This window comes from Pedobacter sp. MC2016-05 (genome assembly GCF_026239735.1).
Lineage (GTDB): Bacteria > Bacteroidota > Bacteroidia > Sphingobacteriales > Sphingobacteriaceae > Pedobacter.
The window spans coordinates 48,280-63,344 of the sequence record NZ_JAPIVT010000023.1 but is presented as its reverse complement, the minus strand read 5'-3'; the positions used below and the strand labels follow the sequence as shown (position 1 = coordinate 63,344).

Sequence of the window (15,065 nt, the reverse complement as noted above, 5' to 3'; positions counted from 1 at the left end):
GCAAAAAGATGAAAAAATTATATATAGGTATTGTGGTTTCCTGCTTATGGCTTAGTAGCTGCAAACACGATGAATGGTTTCAACGCGAATCTAAAACAACCATCACCGATGAACAATTGTGGAACGACCCTAAACTCGTTACTTCGCAATTAGCCAATTATTACGATCGTCTACCATCATTACATGGAGTATTTAACACTGGTGGCATGACCGAAATTGACGATGCTATGTGGTCTGGCACACGAGATCAGAATGGGAAAAATGATTTTCAGTACGGAAGCGATTATGGCCGCTACTGGGATTATGGGTTAATTCGGGATTTGAACCTTTCGCTTGAAAGTATCGAGCAGTTCAGTATCAAACTTACTCCTGAGCAGAAAAACCTTTTCAAAGCAGAAATGCGGTTTATGCGGGCTTTTGTTTATTTCGAGATGGTGAAGCGGATGGGTGGAGTGCCTTTGGTTACCAGACAGCTGATTTACGATTTTAGTGGTGACCCGACGCCTTTACAAACACCAAGAGCTAAAGAACATGAAGTTTACGATTTCATTTACAGCGAAATGGAAGCGATTAAAAATGATCTGGCCACGAATAATGGGATCAAAACTCGGGCAAACAAATATACTGCGTTGGCACTTGAAAGCAGAGCGATGTTATATGCGGCGTCGATTGCAAAGTACAATAGCTTAATGGCTGCGCCAATTAGTACTCCTGGTGGCGAAGTTGGAATTCCAGCTGCTATGGCTACAGATTATTACAATAAATCGTTAACTGCCTCGAAAGAGATCATGAGCGGTCCTTTTGCTTTATTTAATGAAAACCCAGATAAGGGCGGCAATTTTTATGACATGCTGAATAAAAAAACCGGTAGTGAGGTAATTTTTGCTAAAGACTTTGCCGTTGGTTTAAAAGTGCATCGTTTTACCTACGATAATATTGTGAAAAGCATGACGGAGGATAATGAGGCTTCATCTGCAATATCGCCTTCTCTGAGTTTGGTAGAAAGTTTTGATTATCTAGACGGAACCAGAGGAACCTTGCGTGATAAAGATGCGAGTGGAAACTATATCGCTTACAGTAACCCGATGGAAATTTTTGCTGGAAAAGATGCCCGTTTATTTGGAACAGTAATTTACCCGGGTACTACATTTAAAAGCAGTCCGGTAAGGTTACAGGCAGGTGTTGCTGTTTGGAATAACACTTCCTATCAACTATCTACTTCGGCCGAGCTGGGTAAAAATTATACCGATGGCCAAACCTGGACAGGGTTTGACGGGCCGAAAGATGATGCTGTTGATGTAAGTAATACAGGATTTTATATTCGCAAAATGGTTAGCGATGCGCCAGCTGCAAGTACCAGAGGTACATCTGCGGCAAATTGGTGGCCATGGTTTCGCCTGGGCGAAATTTACTTGAACGCTGCAGAAGCTGCTTTTGAATTAGGCAGACCAGAAGCCCTAGGATATGTAAACTCCATCAGGGCAAGAGCTGGTTTTCCAGCAAATAGCCTTAGCGCATTAACCAATAACATCATCCGTAACGAACGCCGTGTAGAGCTTGCTTTTGAAGATCACCGTTATTTTGATTTGAAAAGATGGCGTATTGCCCACCTGGTTTGGGATGGCTCAGAAACTGATCCAAATGCAGTGGTTATGGGCTTGTATTCTTACCGGGTTATACGTCCTGGGCATCCAGATAATGGCAAATACATCTACGCGAGAGTGAGGCCAACACGTTTCAGAAGGGCAAGGTTTTTCCGAATGACCAATTATTACTCATCAATTGCGCAAGATGTTTTAAACAACAATCCAAAAATTGTTAGAAACCCTTTCCAATAACACAAATTATGAAACTAAAATTTTTAATCATACTTACTGCAGCTGCCAGCCTGTTTCTGGCCGGCTGTGGATACGATAATTTCGATGCACCAGAGCTTACCTTATCTGGTCGTGTAGTTTATCAAGGCAGTGCACTAAGTGTAAGAAATAATGGACCACAGCTTGAGCTTTGGCAAGATGGCTTTCCGCTGCGTTCTCCCATTACGGTTTACATGCAACAGGATGGAAGCTTTTCTGCCAAACTTTTTGCAGGGCAATACAAGTTGGTACGCCGGGCAGATGCGCCATGGGTGCAACAGGCAACAGATACTATTCGCGTTAACCTGACTGCTAATATGAATCTTGATGTTCCGGTAACACCATATTTCACCATAACAGGAGAATCTTTCGAGAAATCTGGAACGAGCATTATAGCCAAGTTGGTCGTAAATAAAGTGGTGTCTACTGCTAACCTCGAATTTGTACGCTTATATCTTGGCAAGTCGATTTTAACCGATCAGGTACAACGGGAAGTAAGGGTAGATGCCAGTTTAGGCAATGTAGTTCTAGGGCAGCAATTGCAAATTTCTTCAGGCGCTTTGCCTGATAATTTAAAAAATCTCGACTTTGTTTATGCCAGAGTAGGGGTTAAATCTACCTCGGCTGGAGAATATATTTATTCGCCGGTACAAAAAATTAGCTTAAAATAAATTAAATTAAGAGCTGGAAATACTCCTCCTTGTATTTTCAGCTCTTTCTATTGAAAAATTGATGATATCCCACAAACTACAATTCCGAATCTTCCTTATTGCGTTGCTGCAGCTTTTTTCACCATTCAATCTTTTTAGTCAACAGTACAAGGCAGGGCCTGCCGATAAAGATTATGCAGGTTATTTGTTTGTGTATTTTAAAGGCAACGCCGTAAATGATGAAGCACTTTGTTATGCCATCAGTACCGATGGATATAACTATAAAGCTTTAAACAATAATCAACCGGTACTAGCGTCTGATAAAATCAGTTCTACTGGTGGAATCCGAGATCCTCATATTCTTCGCGGCGTAGATGGTAAAACCTTTTATATGGTGCTTACCGATATGACTTCTTCAAAAGGTTGGGATTCTAACCGGGCAATGGTGATGCTCAAATCAACTGATTTGGTGAACTGGAAACATTCCATTGTTAATATTCAGCAACTTTATAAAGGACAGGAAAATTTAAAACGGGTTTGGGCTCCACAAACCATTTACGATCCAGCAAAAGAAAAATATATGGTTTACTGGTCTATGAAACATGATCAAGGACCTGATATCATTTACTATGCCTATGCAAATGATGATTTTAATGGCTTCACTTCAGAACCAAAAGTACTCTTCACGCCGAAAAATGGTAAGTCTTGTATCGATGGAGACATCACCAATAAAAATGGGTTATTTTATCTCTTTTACAAAACTGAAGGGAATGGAAACGGGATAAAATTGGCCATCACCGATTCGTTAACGAGCGGGAAATGGATTGAGCAGGATGGATACAAACAGCAAACCAGAGATGCTGTGGAAGGTTCGGGCGTTTTTAAACTAAACAATTCTGATAAATATATTTTGATGTATGATGTTTATGGAAAAGGGAAATATCAGTTTTGCGAAAGTTTAGATTTGGATAAGTTTAAAGTAATCGATCATGAAGTAACGATGGATTTCCATCCAAGACATGGTACCATTATTCCACTTTCACGTCAGGAAATGCTCAATGTTACTGCCCGTTGGGGAACACCTAAAGGAATGGAATTGGCTTTCCGTAAAAATCCGGTATTAGATGGTTTCTATGCTGATCCAGATGTAATTTATTCTAACCAGACAAAAAAGTATTACATCTATCCAACCAGCGATGGTTTTGATGGATGGGGCGGTTCTTATTTCAAAACTTTTTCTTCTCCTGATTTAAAAACCTGGACAGATGAAGGCGTTATTTTAGATTTGAAGAAAGATGTGAGTTGGGCAGACCGAAATGCCTGGGCACCAACAATAGCCGAGAAAAAAGTAAAAGGAAAATATAAATATTACTATTACTTTACCGCTGCGCAAAAAATTGGTGTTGCCGTTGCCGATCACCCTGCAGGGCCGTTTAATGATTCTGGAAAACCATTGGTAAACTTCAAGCCGGATGGCATTAAACGTGGTCAGGAGATCGATCCCGCGGTATTTACCGATCCAAAAACAAAACAAAGTTATTTGTACTGGGGAAATGGCTACCTGGCTGTAGCAGAACTTAACGATGACATGATTTCGTTGAAGCCCAACAGCATTAAAACCTTAAACACTGATAAGACTTTTAGGGAAGGTTGTTATGTGTTTTTTAGAAAAGGAACATACTATTTTATGTGGTCGGAAGATGATACGCGAAGTGAAAATTACCGTGTTCGTTACGGAACATCTAAGTCTCCACTTGGACCTATCGAGATCAAAGAAAACAATCTAATTTTACAAAAAGATCCATCAAAGGGCATTTACGGTACGGGCCATAACTCGGTGCTCCATGTGCCCGGGAAAGATGAATGGTATATCGTTTACCATCGATTTAATTATCCAAATGGGATCACAATGGGTGATGCAGCAGGTTTTAACCGCGAAGTTTGCATCGATCAGATGTATTTTGATGGAGAAGGAAATATTATACCAGTGAAGCCTACACTATAATTAAGAATGATACAAATGAGAAAATATACCATGTTTTTTCTGGCTGCAATCCTGTTGAGCCTGAATACTTTTGCCCAGCCAGGTTTCGGAAAAGCCGAAAAAATAAATGATAACTGGCGGTTTCATCTTGGAAACATTGATGACAAAGCAGCCTTGCAAGACAATGGCAAATCCTGGAAAAATGTACAGCTGCCTCACGATTGGAGCATTAAACAACCATTAAGCCCAACGTTGGCCAGTGCTACCGGTTATCTCCCGGGAGGCTTGGGCTGGTATCAGAAACAAGTTACCATTGCCAAAGAAGATCAGGGGGAAAAGTTTTTCATCTATTTTGAAGGGGTTTATAATCGAAGCGAAGTTTTTATCAACGGACAATCAGTTGGTAAACGTCCTAACGGCTATATTTCATTCGCATACGAAATAACGCCGTTTTTAAAATTCGGCCAGGAAAATATAATTCAGGTTAAAGTAGATCATACACAAGATGCCGACTCTCGCTGGTACACCGGCTCTGGAATTTATCGCGATGTATGGTTGGTAAAGGCGAATCCGGTTCATTTGGAGCAATGGGGCGTCTATGCCTTCGCCACGGTGCAAGGCGCTAACGGAAATTTAAAAGTGCAAACCACGTTGAACAACGAAATGCCAACAGCGGCCCAAGTTACCGTGATTAATGAGTTGCTTAACCAGAATGGTGCAGTGGTGGCTAAAAAAGAAGCAAAGGGAAATTTAACGGGACAATCCAACCTAGAACTGTCGGTTGATTTGAAAGTTAATCAGCCAAAATTATGGAGTATTGATGAGCCAAACCTGTACACCCTTCGAACTACTGTAGTTCAGGATGGTAAAACAGTAGACCAAACCAGTACTATCACTGGCTTTAGAGATATTCGTTTTACTCCTGATCATGGCATGACGCTAAATGGTAAGGCACTTAAGGTAAAAGGTGTTTGTCTGCATCACGATTCAGGTGTTTTAGGTTCAGAAGTTTACCCCGAAGTTTGGCGACGCAGGTTGCAAACTTTAAAAGGTCTCGGTGTAAACGCCATTCGTACCAGTCACAATCCGCAGGCTTCATCGCTTTACGCATTATGTGATGAGCTAGGTATTCTGGTTTTGAACGAAGCTTTTGATGAGTGGGAATTCGCCAAGAGAAAATGGTTGCAGGGTTGGAATGTCGGTACTCCAGGTTTCCAGGGTTCTTTTGATTATTTTAAAGAATGGGGCGAAAGAGATTTAGCAGATATGGTAAAACGCGATCGTAATCACCTTTCTATCTTCGCCTGGAGCATCGGTAACGAGGTTGATTATCCGAACGATCCATATTCTCATCCAATTTTGGCTGGTGCAAAAGAAGGTGGATTTACACAGCCTATTTTTGGAGGCTACAAAAAAGACGCCCCTAATGCGATGCATCTGGGTGATATCGCTAAAAAGCTTGTTGCGGTGGTTAAAAAATACGATCCATATCGTCCGGTTACGGCAGGTTTGGCTGGTGTAGCAATGTCTAACGAAACCGAATATCCTGGAGCGCTTGATATTGCAGGTTACAATTATACCGAAAGCCGTTACCAAACCGATCACCAACGCTATACAAAACGTGTTCTTTTTGGTAGCGAAAACCGTCATGATTTTGAAGCCTGGAAAGCCGTACGTGATAATGAACATATTTTCGGTCAGTTTTTATGGACAGGTATTGATTACCTTGGCGAATCTGGCCGCTGGCCTGCCCGTGGTTTTTATTCGGGTTTAGTTGATTTTGCCGGTTTCGTTAAGCCACGCGGATATTTCCGCCAGGCGCTTTGGTCTAACAAGCCAATGGCTTACCTGGGTACTTATCCGCTTAAAGATGGTGGAAATGCTCAAGATGCCTGGTCGCTTTTGGAGTCTGGCCAGGGAGCGAAAAAAGATATTACACCATCAATGGATGCCTGGCCAATCTGGAACTACCAGGAAGGGCAGCAAATTCGGGTGGTTTGTTATACCAATGCTAAAAAAGCAAAACTAGAACTCAACGGCAAACAGATTGGAGAAACCAAGCCATACGATGATAAATATGGTATCATTTATTGGGATATACCTTATACAGCTGGTCGTTTAGAAGCGGTAGGGCTTGATGAGAATGATAAAGAAATCACCCGTCACGAATTACAAACAAGCAAAAACCCATACGCTATCAAAATCCTGCAAGGTTCAGAAATGAAGGTCAAAGGAAATAAAGGCATTGCGCAAATAGAAATTCAAATTGTTGATGAAAACGGCGTCGGCGTAGAACTGTCTGATAATGAAATTACCTGTCAAATTGTGGGCAATGCAAGGTTATTAGGCATGGAATCTGGAAACAATAGCGATATGGGTGACTATACCGACAACCGCCAACGGGTTTTTCATGGTAAAATGGTTATTTATGTACAAGTGACTGCAAAAGCTGATGATGAGGTATTGGTGAGGTTTAGTTCTCCATGGCTTAATAAAGCCGACGTTAAAGTTAAAGTATTTTAGAATAACTATAATTTAATTGTAGATGATCAGATATAAACCGCCAAAAATCAAAATTTTAAATGAATTTATATAAAAGTAAAGTGTACATCTTCAATCTTAGGTTTTTTGCGTTATTGATGTTAAATTTTTTATTGGGACTAACATGTATTCATGCGCAGAATAAAATTGTTCAGCGAAGCCCCGATCAGAAACTCAGCCTTGAGTTGGAGATAAAAGAAGGAAAACCTACCTATCAAATTACCTACAACAATAAAGTTTTTATGGGTAAATCTCCGCTCGGATTAATCACTTCTGTGGGAGATTTTACCCGGGGTTTAAAACTCAAAAGTCATCAGGTGAAGCCAATTAAAGAGCGCTACAATTTATCACATTCCAAAGTAAGCAATGTAAATTATAACGCAAATGAATTAAGTTGTTGGCTGGTAAATTCGAAAGACGATGCTATTCAGATTATTTTTAGAATCACTAACCGAGACGTGGCTTTCAGCTATCATCTTCCGAAAAGGAAAAATGGCGGAACGGATGCAACAATTGAATTAGAAGCCACAGGTTTTCATTTACCAAATGGAAGTACAGCTTTTATCAGTCCGCAGGCACCAGCTGGAAGCGGTTGGGAAAATACCAAACCCTCTTACGAAGAAGCTTACACCATTGAAGAGCCGATTAACACCAAATCTAAATACGGATTAGGTTACACTTATCCGGCGCTTTTCCATCTGGGCAACTTAGGCTGGATGATGATTTCTGAAACCGGAGTGGATCAAAATTATGTCGGAACTCGTTTAAGCGATTCGAAGGATGGACTTTACAAAGTTTCATTTCCTCAGTCAGGCGAAAATAAAGGTGTTGGTGCAAACACAGTTACGGCCAAATTGCCTTTTCAAACCTCCTGGAAAACAATTACCCTTGGTACAAATTTGAGTGCGATTGTTGAATCTACAGCAGCTACGGATGTGGTTAAACCATTGTCGGCACAAACAAAAATCTTTAACCCTGGCAGAGCAACCTGGAGCTGGATTGTTTGGCAGGATGCCAGCTGCAACTACGACGATCAGGTGACATTTATCGACCTTGCGGCTACTTTAAATTGCGAATACATTCTAATAGATGCTTTGTGGGATACCCAAATTGGTAGGGATAAAATGGCTGAACTGGTAAAGTATGCCAGTAAGAAAAATGTAGGCGTACTGCTTTGGTATAACTCTAACGGCAGTTGGAATAGTGCACCACAAACACCAAAAAATTTAATGAACACTGCTGAATCCAGACAAAATGAAATGGCCTGGTTGCAAAAGATAGGTGTTAAAGGCATGAAAGTGGATTTCTTTGGTGGCGATAAGCAGGTGACGATGAAGCTTTACCACGATATTTTAATGGATGCCGCGAAATTTGGGTTAAGCGTTAACTTCCATGGCACAACCTTACCGAGGGGATGGGAACGCATGTATCCCGCATTTGCTACCAGTGAATCGGTGATGGCATCAGAAAATTTAGTTTTTGAACAAAGTTTTGCCGACCGTTATGCACAAACGGCAACCATCTACCCGTTTACCCGGAATGCGGTTGCATCTATGGATTTCGGTCCTGTTTTCTTAAATGATAGGTTAAACCGAGACCCTAAAAAGGGTACCATACGCAAAACGACCGATGCCTTTGAAATTGCGACTGGCGTCTTGTTCTTTTCTGCAATACAGCATTGGGGAATTACACCAGAAAATCTAAAAGAAAAGCCATCTTTCCTGTTCGATTTTTTAAAAGTTGTTCCAACCGTTTGGGATGAAACAAAACTGATTGACGGTTACCCGGGCAAGTTTTGCATTCTGGCCAGACGGAAAGGTGTGAAATGGTATATCGCCGCTATTAACGGAGAAAATACTGCAAAAAAAGTGAAAGTGACATTTCCAATGCTAGCTGGTCAAAATGCAATAATTATCAGCGATGGTATTGGAAAGGACGCTAAATTAGATACTAAAAAGTTTGATCAGAATACGATGTTTGAATTCGATTTGGCGCCAAATGGTGGAACAGTAATTTACATGAAATAAGTAATTGCTGGCTGCATGAATTTGAAATGATAGTTGGGTATTTGCTAAAATAAAATAAGGGAATAGGCCGAAAATAATTCCTTAAATTAAAAGACTAAAATCAGTCCATTTATAAATGTTATTTTAACGGTTATTGCTATATTTGAAAAGACCAAATATATCGCTGATACTATTTTTCCAGTTTTTCGCATGGAAGCAAGATAGTCTCAACACAAATGCTATGAATAAGAAAATCCACAAAAGTTTTATTAACAGACTGAAAGATTGTGGCTTTTTAAGTGGTCTTATTTTGGTGTTGCTATTACACTTGTCCGCTCTCTCGTTTGCTCAGGAAGGAAAAACGAAATACCTTTCTTTACAAGATGGATTATCAAATCAGCAGGTTTTAGATGTCGTTCATGATCACGACGGGTTTATTTGGGTAGCAACTGAATTAGGATTGAATCGTTTCTCGAGCAATTCGTTTAAACACTTTTACAAAGCGGAAAAGCCGGATGGTAAATCAGTAAATAGCAGTGAAATAAATACGCTTTTGTACGATAACCAAAAGCTTTATATCGGCACCCGATCTGATGGTTTAAACGTACTGGATTTAAAAACGAACACCTTTTCCTATTTCGTACATCACCCCAAGGATGAAGGTTCAATTTCGACGAACGACATTACTGATATCATTAAAAGTAAAAATGGAAAACTTTGGTTGGCTACATTTCACCAGGGGGTTCAACAATTTAATACGGCTTCAAAAAAGTTCCTCCATTTTAACCAGAAGAGTGTTCTGGCAATGCCAGAGAATAGTGTATGGTCGCTTGCTGAAGATAAAAACGGTCTTTTGTATATTGGCCATGTAAATAAAGGGGTTTCGATATTAAATCCGGCAACCAAAGAACTTCAACTGCTGGATGTAAAAACTACGGGTGGAATTCTGCCAGATAATGAAGTGAAATCGCTCTTTTGTGATAGCAAAAATAACATCTGGATTGGCACGAGAAAAGGGCTCGCTGTTTATAACCCGGTTTCAAAAAAACTGAATCAAGTTAAACTCAGGAGTAAGTCGATTAAACGTAATGAACCGTTTATCTTTTCCATCAAAGAGGTACAACATCAAATTTGGGTGGGGGCAGAGTCTTCTCAGTTATTTGCTTTAACGCCCAATTTCAATATTAATAATGACGAAATTTCTTACAGCGTGTCGCTGCCATTGGCGCTTACCCATGGAAGCAATACCTCCGTCCAGAACATCGATCAGGATCAGTTTGGGAATGTTTGGTTAGCCATTTATAGTGGTGGTTTGGCCTTTTCCTCTCACTTAAAACCGTTTTTTTCTATTCTTCCACAGCAAGAATCTTCGAGCGAAAGAAATAAAACGGCTACCGTTACGGCCGTCATTAACGATCAGCAAAACAAAACCTTGCTGGCTACTACCGGTGAAGGTATTCTACAGATAGACAATAATGGCCGTGTTGATCATATCAATGCCAATAACAGCTTGCTGGGAGATGATTTCCTTTTGTCGGGTTTTGAAGATGAAAGCGGCAATAAATGGTTTGGTTTACAAAAGGGAGGCGTTTCCTGTTATCAACCAGCTAGCAATAGCTGGAAGAAAATTGATGGCGGAAAACGCATGTCGGAAGTTAGGGCAATTATGCAGGATAGCCGAAAAAATATCTGTTTTGCCGCACAGGAAGGCCTATTTATTCTCGCTCAGGAAATAGACACGCTGCGGAAAATCACCATCACCACGCCGATGATGGGCGATTTTTCTCCACGAACTTTGGTAGAAGACCATCTTGGTAATATGTGGGTGGGCACTTACGGTCAGGGGATTTATATTTACGATCGAAACTGGAAACTAATCAAACGCGTCAGCAAAGCGGAAGGACTGGTCAGTAATACCATTAACCATGTGTATCGCGATTCGGAAAATACGATTTGGATTGCGACAAATGAAGGTTTGTCTTATCAATCATCGGGTAATCAACTGGGGAAAATTGAAACTCTTCCACTTCATCTCGGAGATGCCTGGCTAACGATCAATTCCATCACGGAAAGCCCGAAAGGAAATATTTGGTGTGCAACGAAATTGGGGTTAATCCGTTACCTTCCGGCTCAAAAAAGGCTTTTAAGTTACGATCAGGCCTTTGGATTGCCACTCGGCGGCTTCATCAACAACAGCGTATCCAAAGATAAAAACGGACGACTCTTTTTCGGAATGCCGAGTGGCGCTTGTTATTTTGATCCGGTAAACATCCCGTTAAAACTTCCTTCATCACCAATTAACATCAGCCGACTGATGGTTTTCAACACGGATGAACGCAGGGCACAAACTGAAAAATTTCCAGATGCTGAAAAAAGAATTCATCTGAAGCACGGCGAAAACAGCTTCCGCATAGAATTGGCTGTGATGGATTATGCCATGAATGATCTTCTGGAATTCAGTTATAAGTTGCAGGGCTTTGATAACAAATGGATTTCTCTCGGTGATGAAAAAAATATAGATTTCCGCAGTATTCCCTACGGCAGTTACGAACTTAAAATTAGAACCAGACAAAAAAATGAGCAGTGGTCTGAAGATTATGAAAGCCTCCACATCACGATCAAGCCGCCTTTTTACCTAAGCATATTGGCCATTGCATTTTATATCGTTGTGGTTTTGGCCACCGTAATCGCATTCTTTTTCTTTTACATTAAACGAATAAATGCAGAAGCGCAACTCAGTTTAAAAAAGCAGCAACTGGAACAAGAAGGAAATTTGCATACCGAAAGGATGAATTTCTACACCAATGTTACGCATGAACTACGTACACCGCTAACATTGATTTTAGGTCCGCTGGAAGATCTTTTGCATGAAAACCAACTGTCGCCTAAACACCGGGAACGGCTTTCAATTGTTCAAAAAAGTGCCACCAGGCTTTTTTCGATGGTTAATCAACTGTTGGAATTTAGAAAAGTTGAATCTCAGCATAAACCACTTGCTTTGCAGCCTGGATTTTTAAGGCAACTTTTAGAAGACATTGTTCAAAAATATGTTGAGGCTAGTCAAAGCAAAAATATCAACATCAGTTTAACGGCCAACACTGAAGATTTTGAAACCATTTTCGATCGAGAAATTGTACAACTCATTGTCGACAATCTCTTATCAAACGCTTGCAAACACACAAAAGCTGGCAGCGTAATGGTTTCTTTAGCTTATGAGCAAAATAGCCAGGGAAACTGGGCAGTTATAAAAGTGAAAGATACAGGTAGTGGAATAGCGTCAGCACATCTGGAAAAAATATTTGAAAAGTTTTATCAGGTTCCTCAAAATACAGGCGATGGCGCTGGTGTCGGCTTATCACTGGTGAAACAATTGGCCGCCATCCATCACGGGCAGGTGAGTGTAAAAAGTGAATTGGATTGGGGAAGCGAATTCTGTGTCAGGTTATTGGCTAATCCGGTATCGCCCCAAATTCCTTATCTATCCGAACACGATGCAGTGCTTGATGAACAAAAGAAACCACAGGTAGAATCGTTGCCAATGGTTTTGCTGGTAGAAGACGATGTTGATTTGCGGGCTTATTTATCTACTTTGTTAGCATCAAAATACAATGTGATTACTGCAGAGAATGGTAAGCAAGGCTTTCAACTTGCAAAAAGCCATGTTCCGGATATCATTGTGAGCGATTTAATGATGCCTGAAATGGACGGGTTTGCCATGCTCCAGGCTTTGAAACTGGAACGCGAAACCAGCCATATTCCAACGATTTTACTCACTGCGAAAAGTTCTGAAACGGATAAACACCGTGGCTACGAGCTGGGTTTGGATTCTTATCTCACCAAACCGATTAGCACACAATTGCTTTATGGAAGGATAGATAATTTGCTTTCCAAACGGAAAAGTTTATATGAAGAAGTGCTGTCTCAGTTATCTAATCAAATAAAAACTACAGAAGTTATAGCTGCTGAAGTGGAAGCCGACCCCTGGCGTGAAAATGATTTTGTTAAGGAGTTTGCAAATTTAGTAGAAAAATTAATGCACCAGGAAGTTTTGGACGCTGCTACATTGGCCGAAAATATGAATATGAGCCAATCTACTTTATACCGGAAATTGAAAGCGTTAACAGGAAAAAATATTAATCAGCTGGTAAGAAAAGTGAGAATGCAAAAGGCTGCCCAATTGCTTGATTCGGGGAAATACAACATCAACGAAGTATCGTTCATGGTGGGAATAAACAGTTCCATTTATTTCAGGCAGTGTTTCAAAGAGGAGTTCGGTCAGCTTCCTTCCGAGTATCAAAAAAATAAAGTGTAAACAAGGAATAATATCGAAGACGCCAATCAAATATTATCTTAAACCCATAAACCACAATGAATAGAAGAGATTTAATTAAGCAGCTTGCCATTGGAGTGCCGGCTTTAGCACTGGGAAAAAATCTTAATGCAGCCCAAAACATTTTCAATGCACCAGGGATAGGATACCTGCCGGGTCCGTTCAAGCCGACCTGGGAATCGCTTTCTGCTTACAAAACACCAGATTGGTTCCGCAATGCAAAGTTTGGAATCTGGGCTCATTGGGGTCCGCAATGCGAACCTGAGTATGGAGATTGGTATGCCCAGGAGATGTATATGGAAGGCAGCAAGAAGTATAAATACCACCTCGAAAAATATGGACATCCTTCTAAATTTGGTTTTAAAGACGTAATCAATGAATGGAAAGCCGACCAATGGAATCCGGAGGAGCTGCTAAGCTTGTATAAAAAAGCAGGAGCAAAATATTTTATGGCGCTCGCCAATCACCACGATAATTTTGATCTGTATAAAAGTACTTATCAGAAAAAATGGAACTCCACCCAAATTGGCCCAAAGAAGGATATTATAAAAGGTTGGGAAAAAGCAGCCCGGGCAAATGGAATGTATTTCGGCGTAAGCGTTCATGCGGCACATGCCTGGACCTGGTTAGAAACTGCCCAACGTGCTGATTTGAAAGGTGATTTAGCGGGCGTTCCTTATGATGGAAAGCTAACAGCTGCCGATGGAAAAGGAAAATGGTGGGATGGTCTAAATCCGCAGGATTTGTATGCTCAAAATCATCCGCTTAGCGAAGATAGTCAGGATAACGATGCTTCTGGCAAACAGTGGGATTGGGGAAACGGAGCCGCTATCCCTTCTAAAGCCTACTGCGAAAAGTTTTACAATCGTACTGTCGAACTGATTGATAATTATGGTCCTGATCTTATTTATTTCGATGATACAGCCTTACCACTCTGGCCAGTGAGCGACGTCGGATTGCGTTTAGCATCTTACATGTACAATAAAAGTATTCAGAAAAACAACGAACTTGAAGCGGTCATTTTCGGGAAGATACTGGATAAGCAGCAGCGTAAATGTATGGTTTGGGATATTGAACGCGGCCATAGCAATGAAATAGAACCTTTGCCATGGCAGGCCGATACTTGCATCGGTTCCTGGCATTACGACAGAACCATTTACAATAAAAAAAGCTATAAAAGTGCAAAAACCGTAGTGCAGATTATGGCCGATGTAGTGAGTAAAAACGGTAACTTTCTGCTGAGCATCCCTGTGCGTGGCAACGGCAGTATTGATGAATTGGAACGAGCCATTGTAGAGGAGGTTGGAGAATGGATGCAGGCCAATAGTGATGCGATTTATGATACCCGGCCATGGAAAGTTTTTGGTGAGGGTCCTTCAACTGAAAATAATCAGGCTTTAAAAGATCAGGGTTTTAATGAAGGTAAAAGTAAGCCTTTTACACCGGAAGATATTCGCTTCACCACCAAGGGAAATGCAATTTACGCCGTGGTGATGGCCTGGCCAGAAAATGGTATCGTACAGATAAAATCGATGAAACAAGGGAGCAGTTATTTGGAAAAAGCGATTAGCAGCATTGGCTTATTAGGTACGGGGCAAAATCTTTCTTTTAAACAGAATGAAAATTATCTGGAGATCGACATTAAAGATTATAAACCTAAACTTGCTTACACCTTTGCTTTGAAAATTGTTTAATTAA

General features: G+C 40.7%; 7 protein-coding genes. All 7 read left to right on the top strand.

Annotated elements, in window-relative coordinates:
- The first annotated feature begins 8 nt into the window (after positions 1-8).
- Positions 9-1,838 carry a RagB/SusD family nutrient uptake outer membrane protein gene (locus tag OQZ33_RS21280; protein ID WP_265801457.1) on the top strand — a complete coding sequence of 610 codons (1,830 nt, stop codon included), beginning with the start codon at positions 9-11 and terminating at the stop codon, positions 1,836-1,838.
- A gap of 8 nt (positions 1,839-1,846) precedes the next feature.
- Positions 1,847-2,527, top strand: coding sequence for a DUF3823 domain-containing protein (locus OQZ33_RS21275; RefSeq protein WP_265801455.1), 681 nt, complete (start codon positions 1,847-1,849; stop codon positions 2,525-2,527).
- 61 nt (positions 2,528-2,588) lie between these two features.
- Complete coding sequence (locus tag OQZ33_RS21270) at positions 2,589-4,511, top strand: family 43 glycosylhydrolase (RefSeq protein WP_265801454.1); 1,923 nt, start codon at positions 2,589-2,591, stop codon at positions 4,509-4,511.
- A gap of 15 nt (positions 4,512-4,526) precedes the next feature.
- A complete protein-coding gene (locus OQZ33_RS21265) occupies positions 4,527-7,013 on the top strand; it encodes a sugar-binding domain-containing protein (protein ID WP_265801452.1) in 2,487 nt (828 codons plus the stop codon).
- 59 nt (positions 7,014-7,072) lie between these two features.
- Positions 7,073-9,058, top strand: coding sequence for a glycoside hydrolase family 97 protein (locus OQZ33_RS21260; protein ID WP_265801451.1), 1,986 nt, complete (start codon positions 7,073-7,075; stop codon positions 9,056-9,058).
- A gap of 220 nt (positions 9,059-9,278) precedes the next feature.
- On the top strand, positions 9,279-13,349 hold the full coding sequence (locus OQZ33_RS21255; protein ID WP_265801450.1) for a hybrid sensor histidine kinase/response regulator transcription factor: 4,071 nt from the start codon (positions 9,279-9,281) through the stop codon (positions 13,347-13,349).
- 56 nt (positions 13,350-13,405) lie between these two features.
- Entirely contained in the window at positions 13,406-15,061 is a 1,656-nt protein-coding gene (locus OQZ33_RS21250) for an alpha-L-fucosidase (RefSeq protein WP_265801448.1), read from the top strand.
- The last annotated feature ends 4 nt before the right edge of the window (positions 15,062-15,065 follow it).

Bases quoted from the DNA above. Each gene is read 5' to 3' on its own strand.
- OQZ33_RS21250 (WP_265801448.1), top strand. From the start codon at position 13,406: ATGAATAGAAGAGATTTAATTAAGCAGCTTGCCATTGGAGTGCCGGCT.
- OQZ33_RS21260 (WP_265801451.1), top strand. From the start codon at position 7,073: ATGAATTTATATAAAAGTAAAGTGTACATCTTCAATCTTAGGTTTTTT.
- OQZ33_RS21275 (WP_265801455.1), top strand. From the start codon at position 1,847: ATGAAACTAAAATTTTTAATCATACTTACTGCAGCTGCCAGCCTGTTT.
- OQZ33_RS21255 (WP_265801450.1), top strand. From the start codon at position 9,279: ATGAATAAGAAAATCCACAAAAGTTTTATTAACAGACTGAAAGATTGT.
- OQZ33_RS21270 (WP_265801454.1), top strand. From the start codon at position 2,589: ATGATATCCCACAAACTACAATTCCGAATCTTCCTTATTGCGTTGCTG.
- OQZ33_RS21265 (WP_265801452.1), top strand. From the start codon at position 4,527: ATGAGAAAATATACCATGTTTTTTCTGGCTGCAATCCTGTTGAGCCTG.
- OQZ33_RS21280 (WP_265801457.1), top strand. From the start codon at position 9: ATGAAAAAATTATATATAGGTATTGTGGTTTCCTGCTTATGGCTTAGT.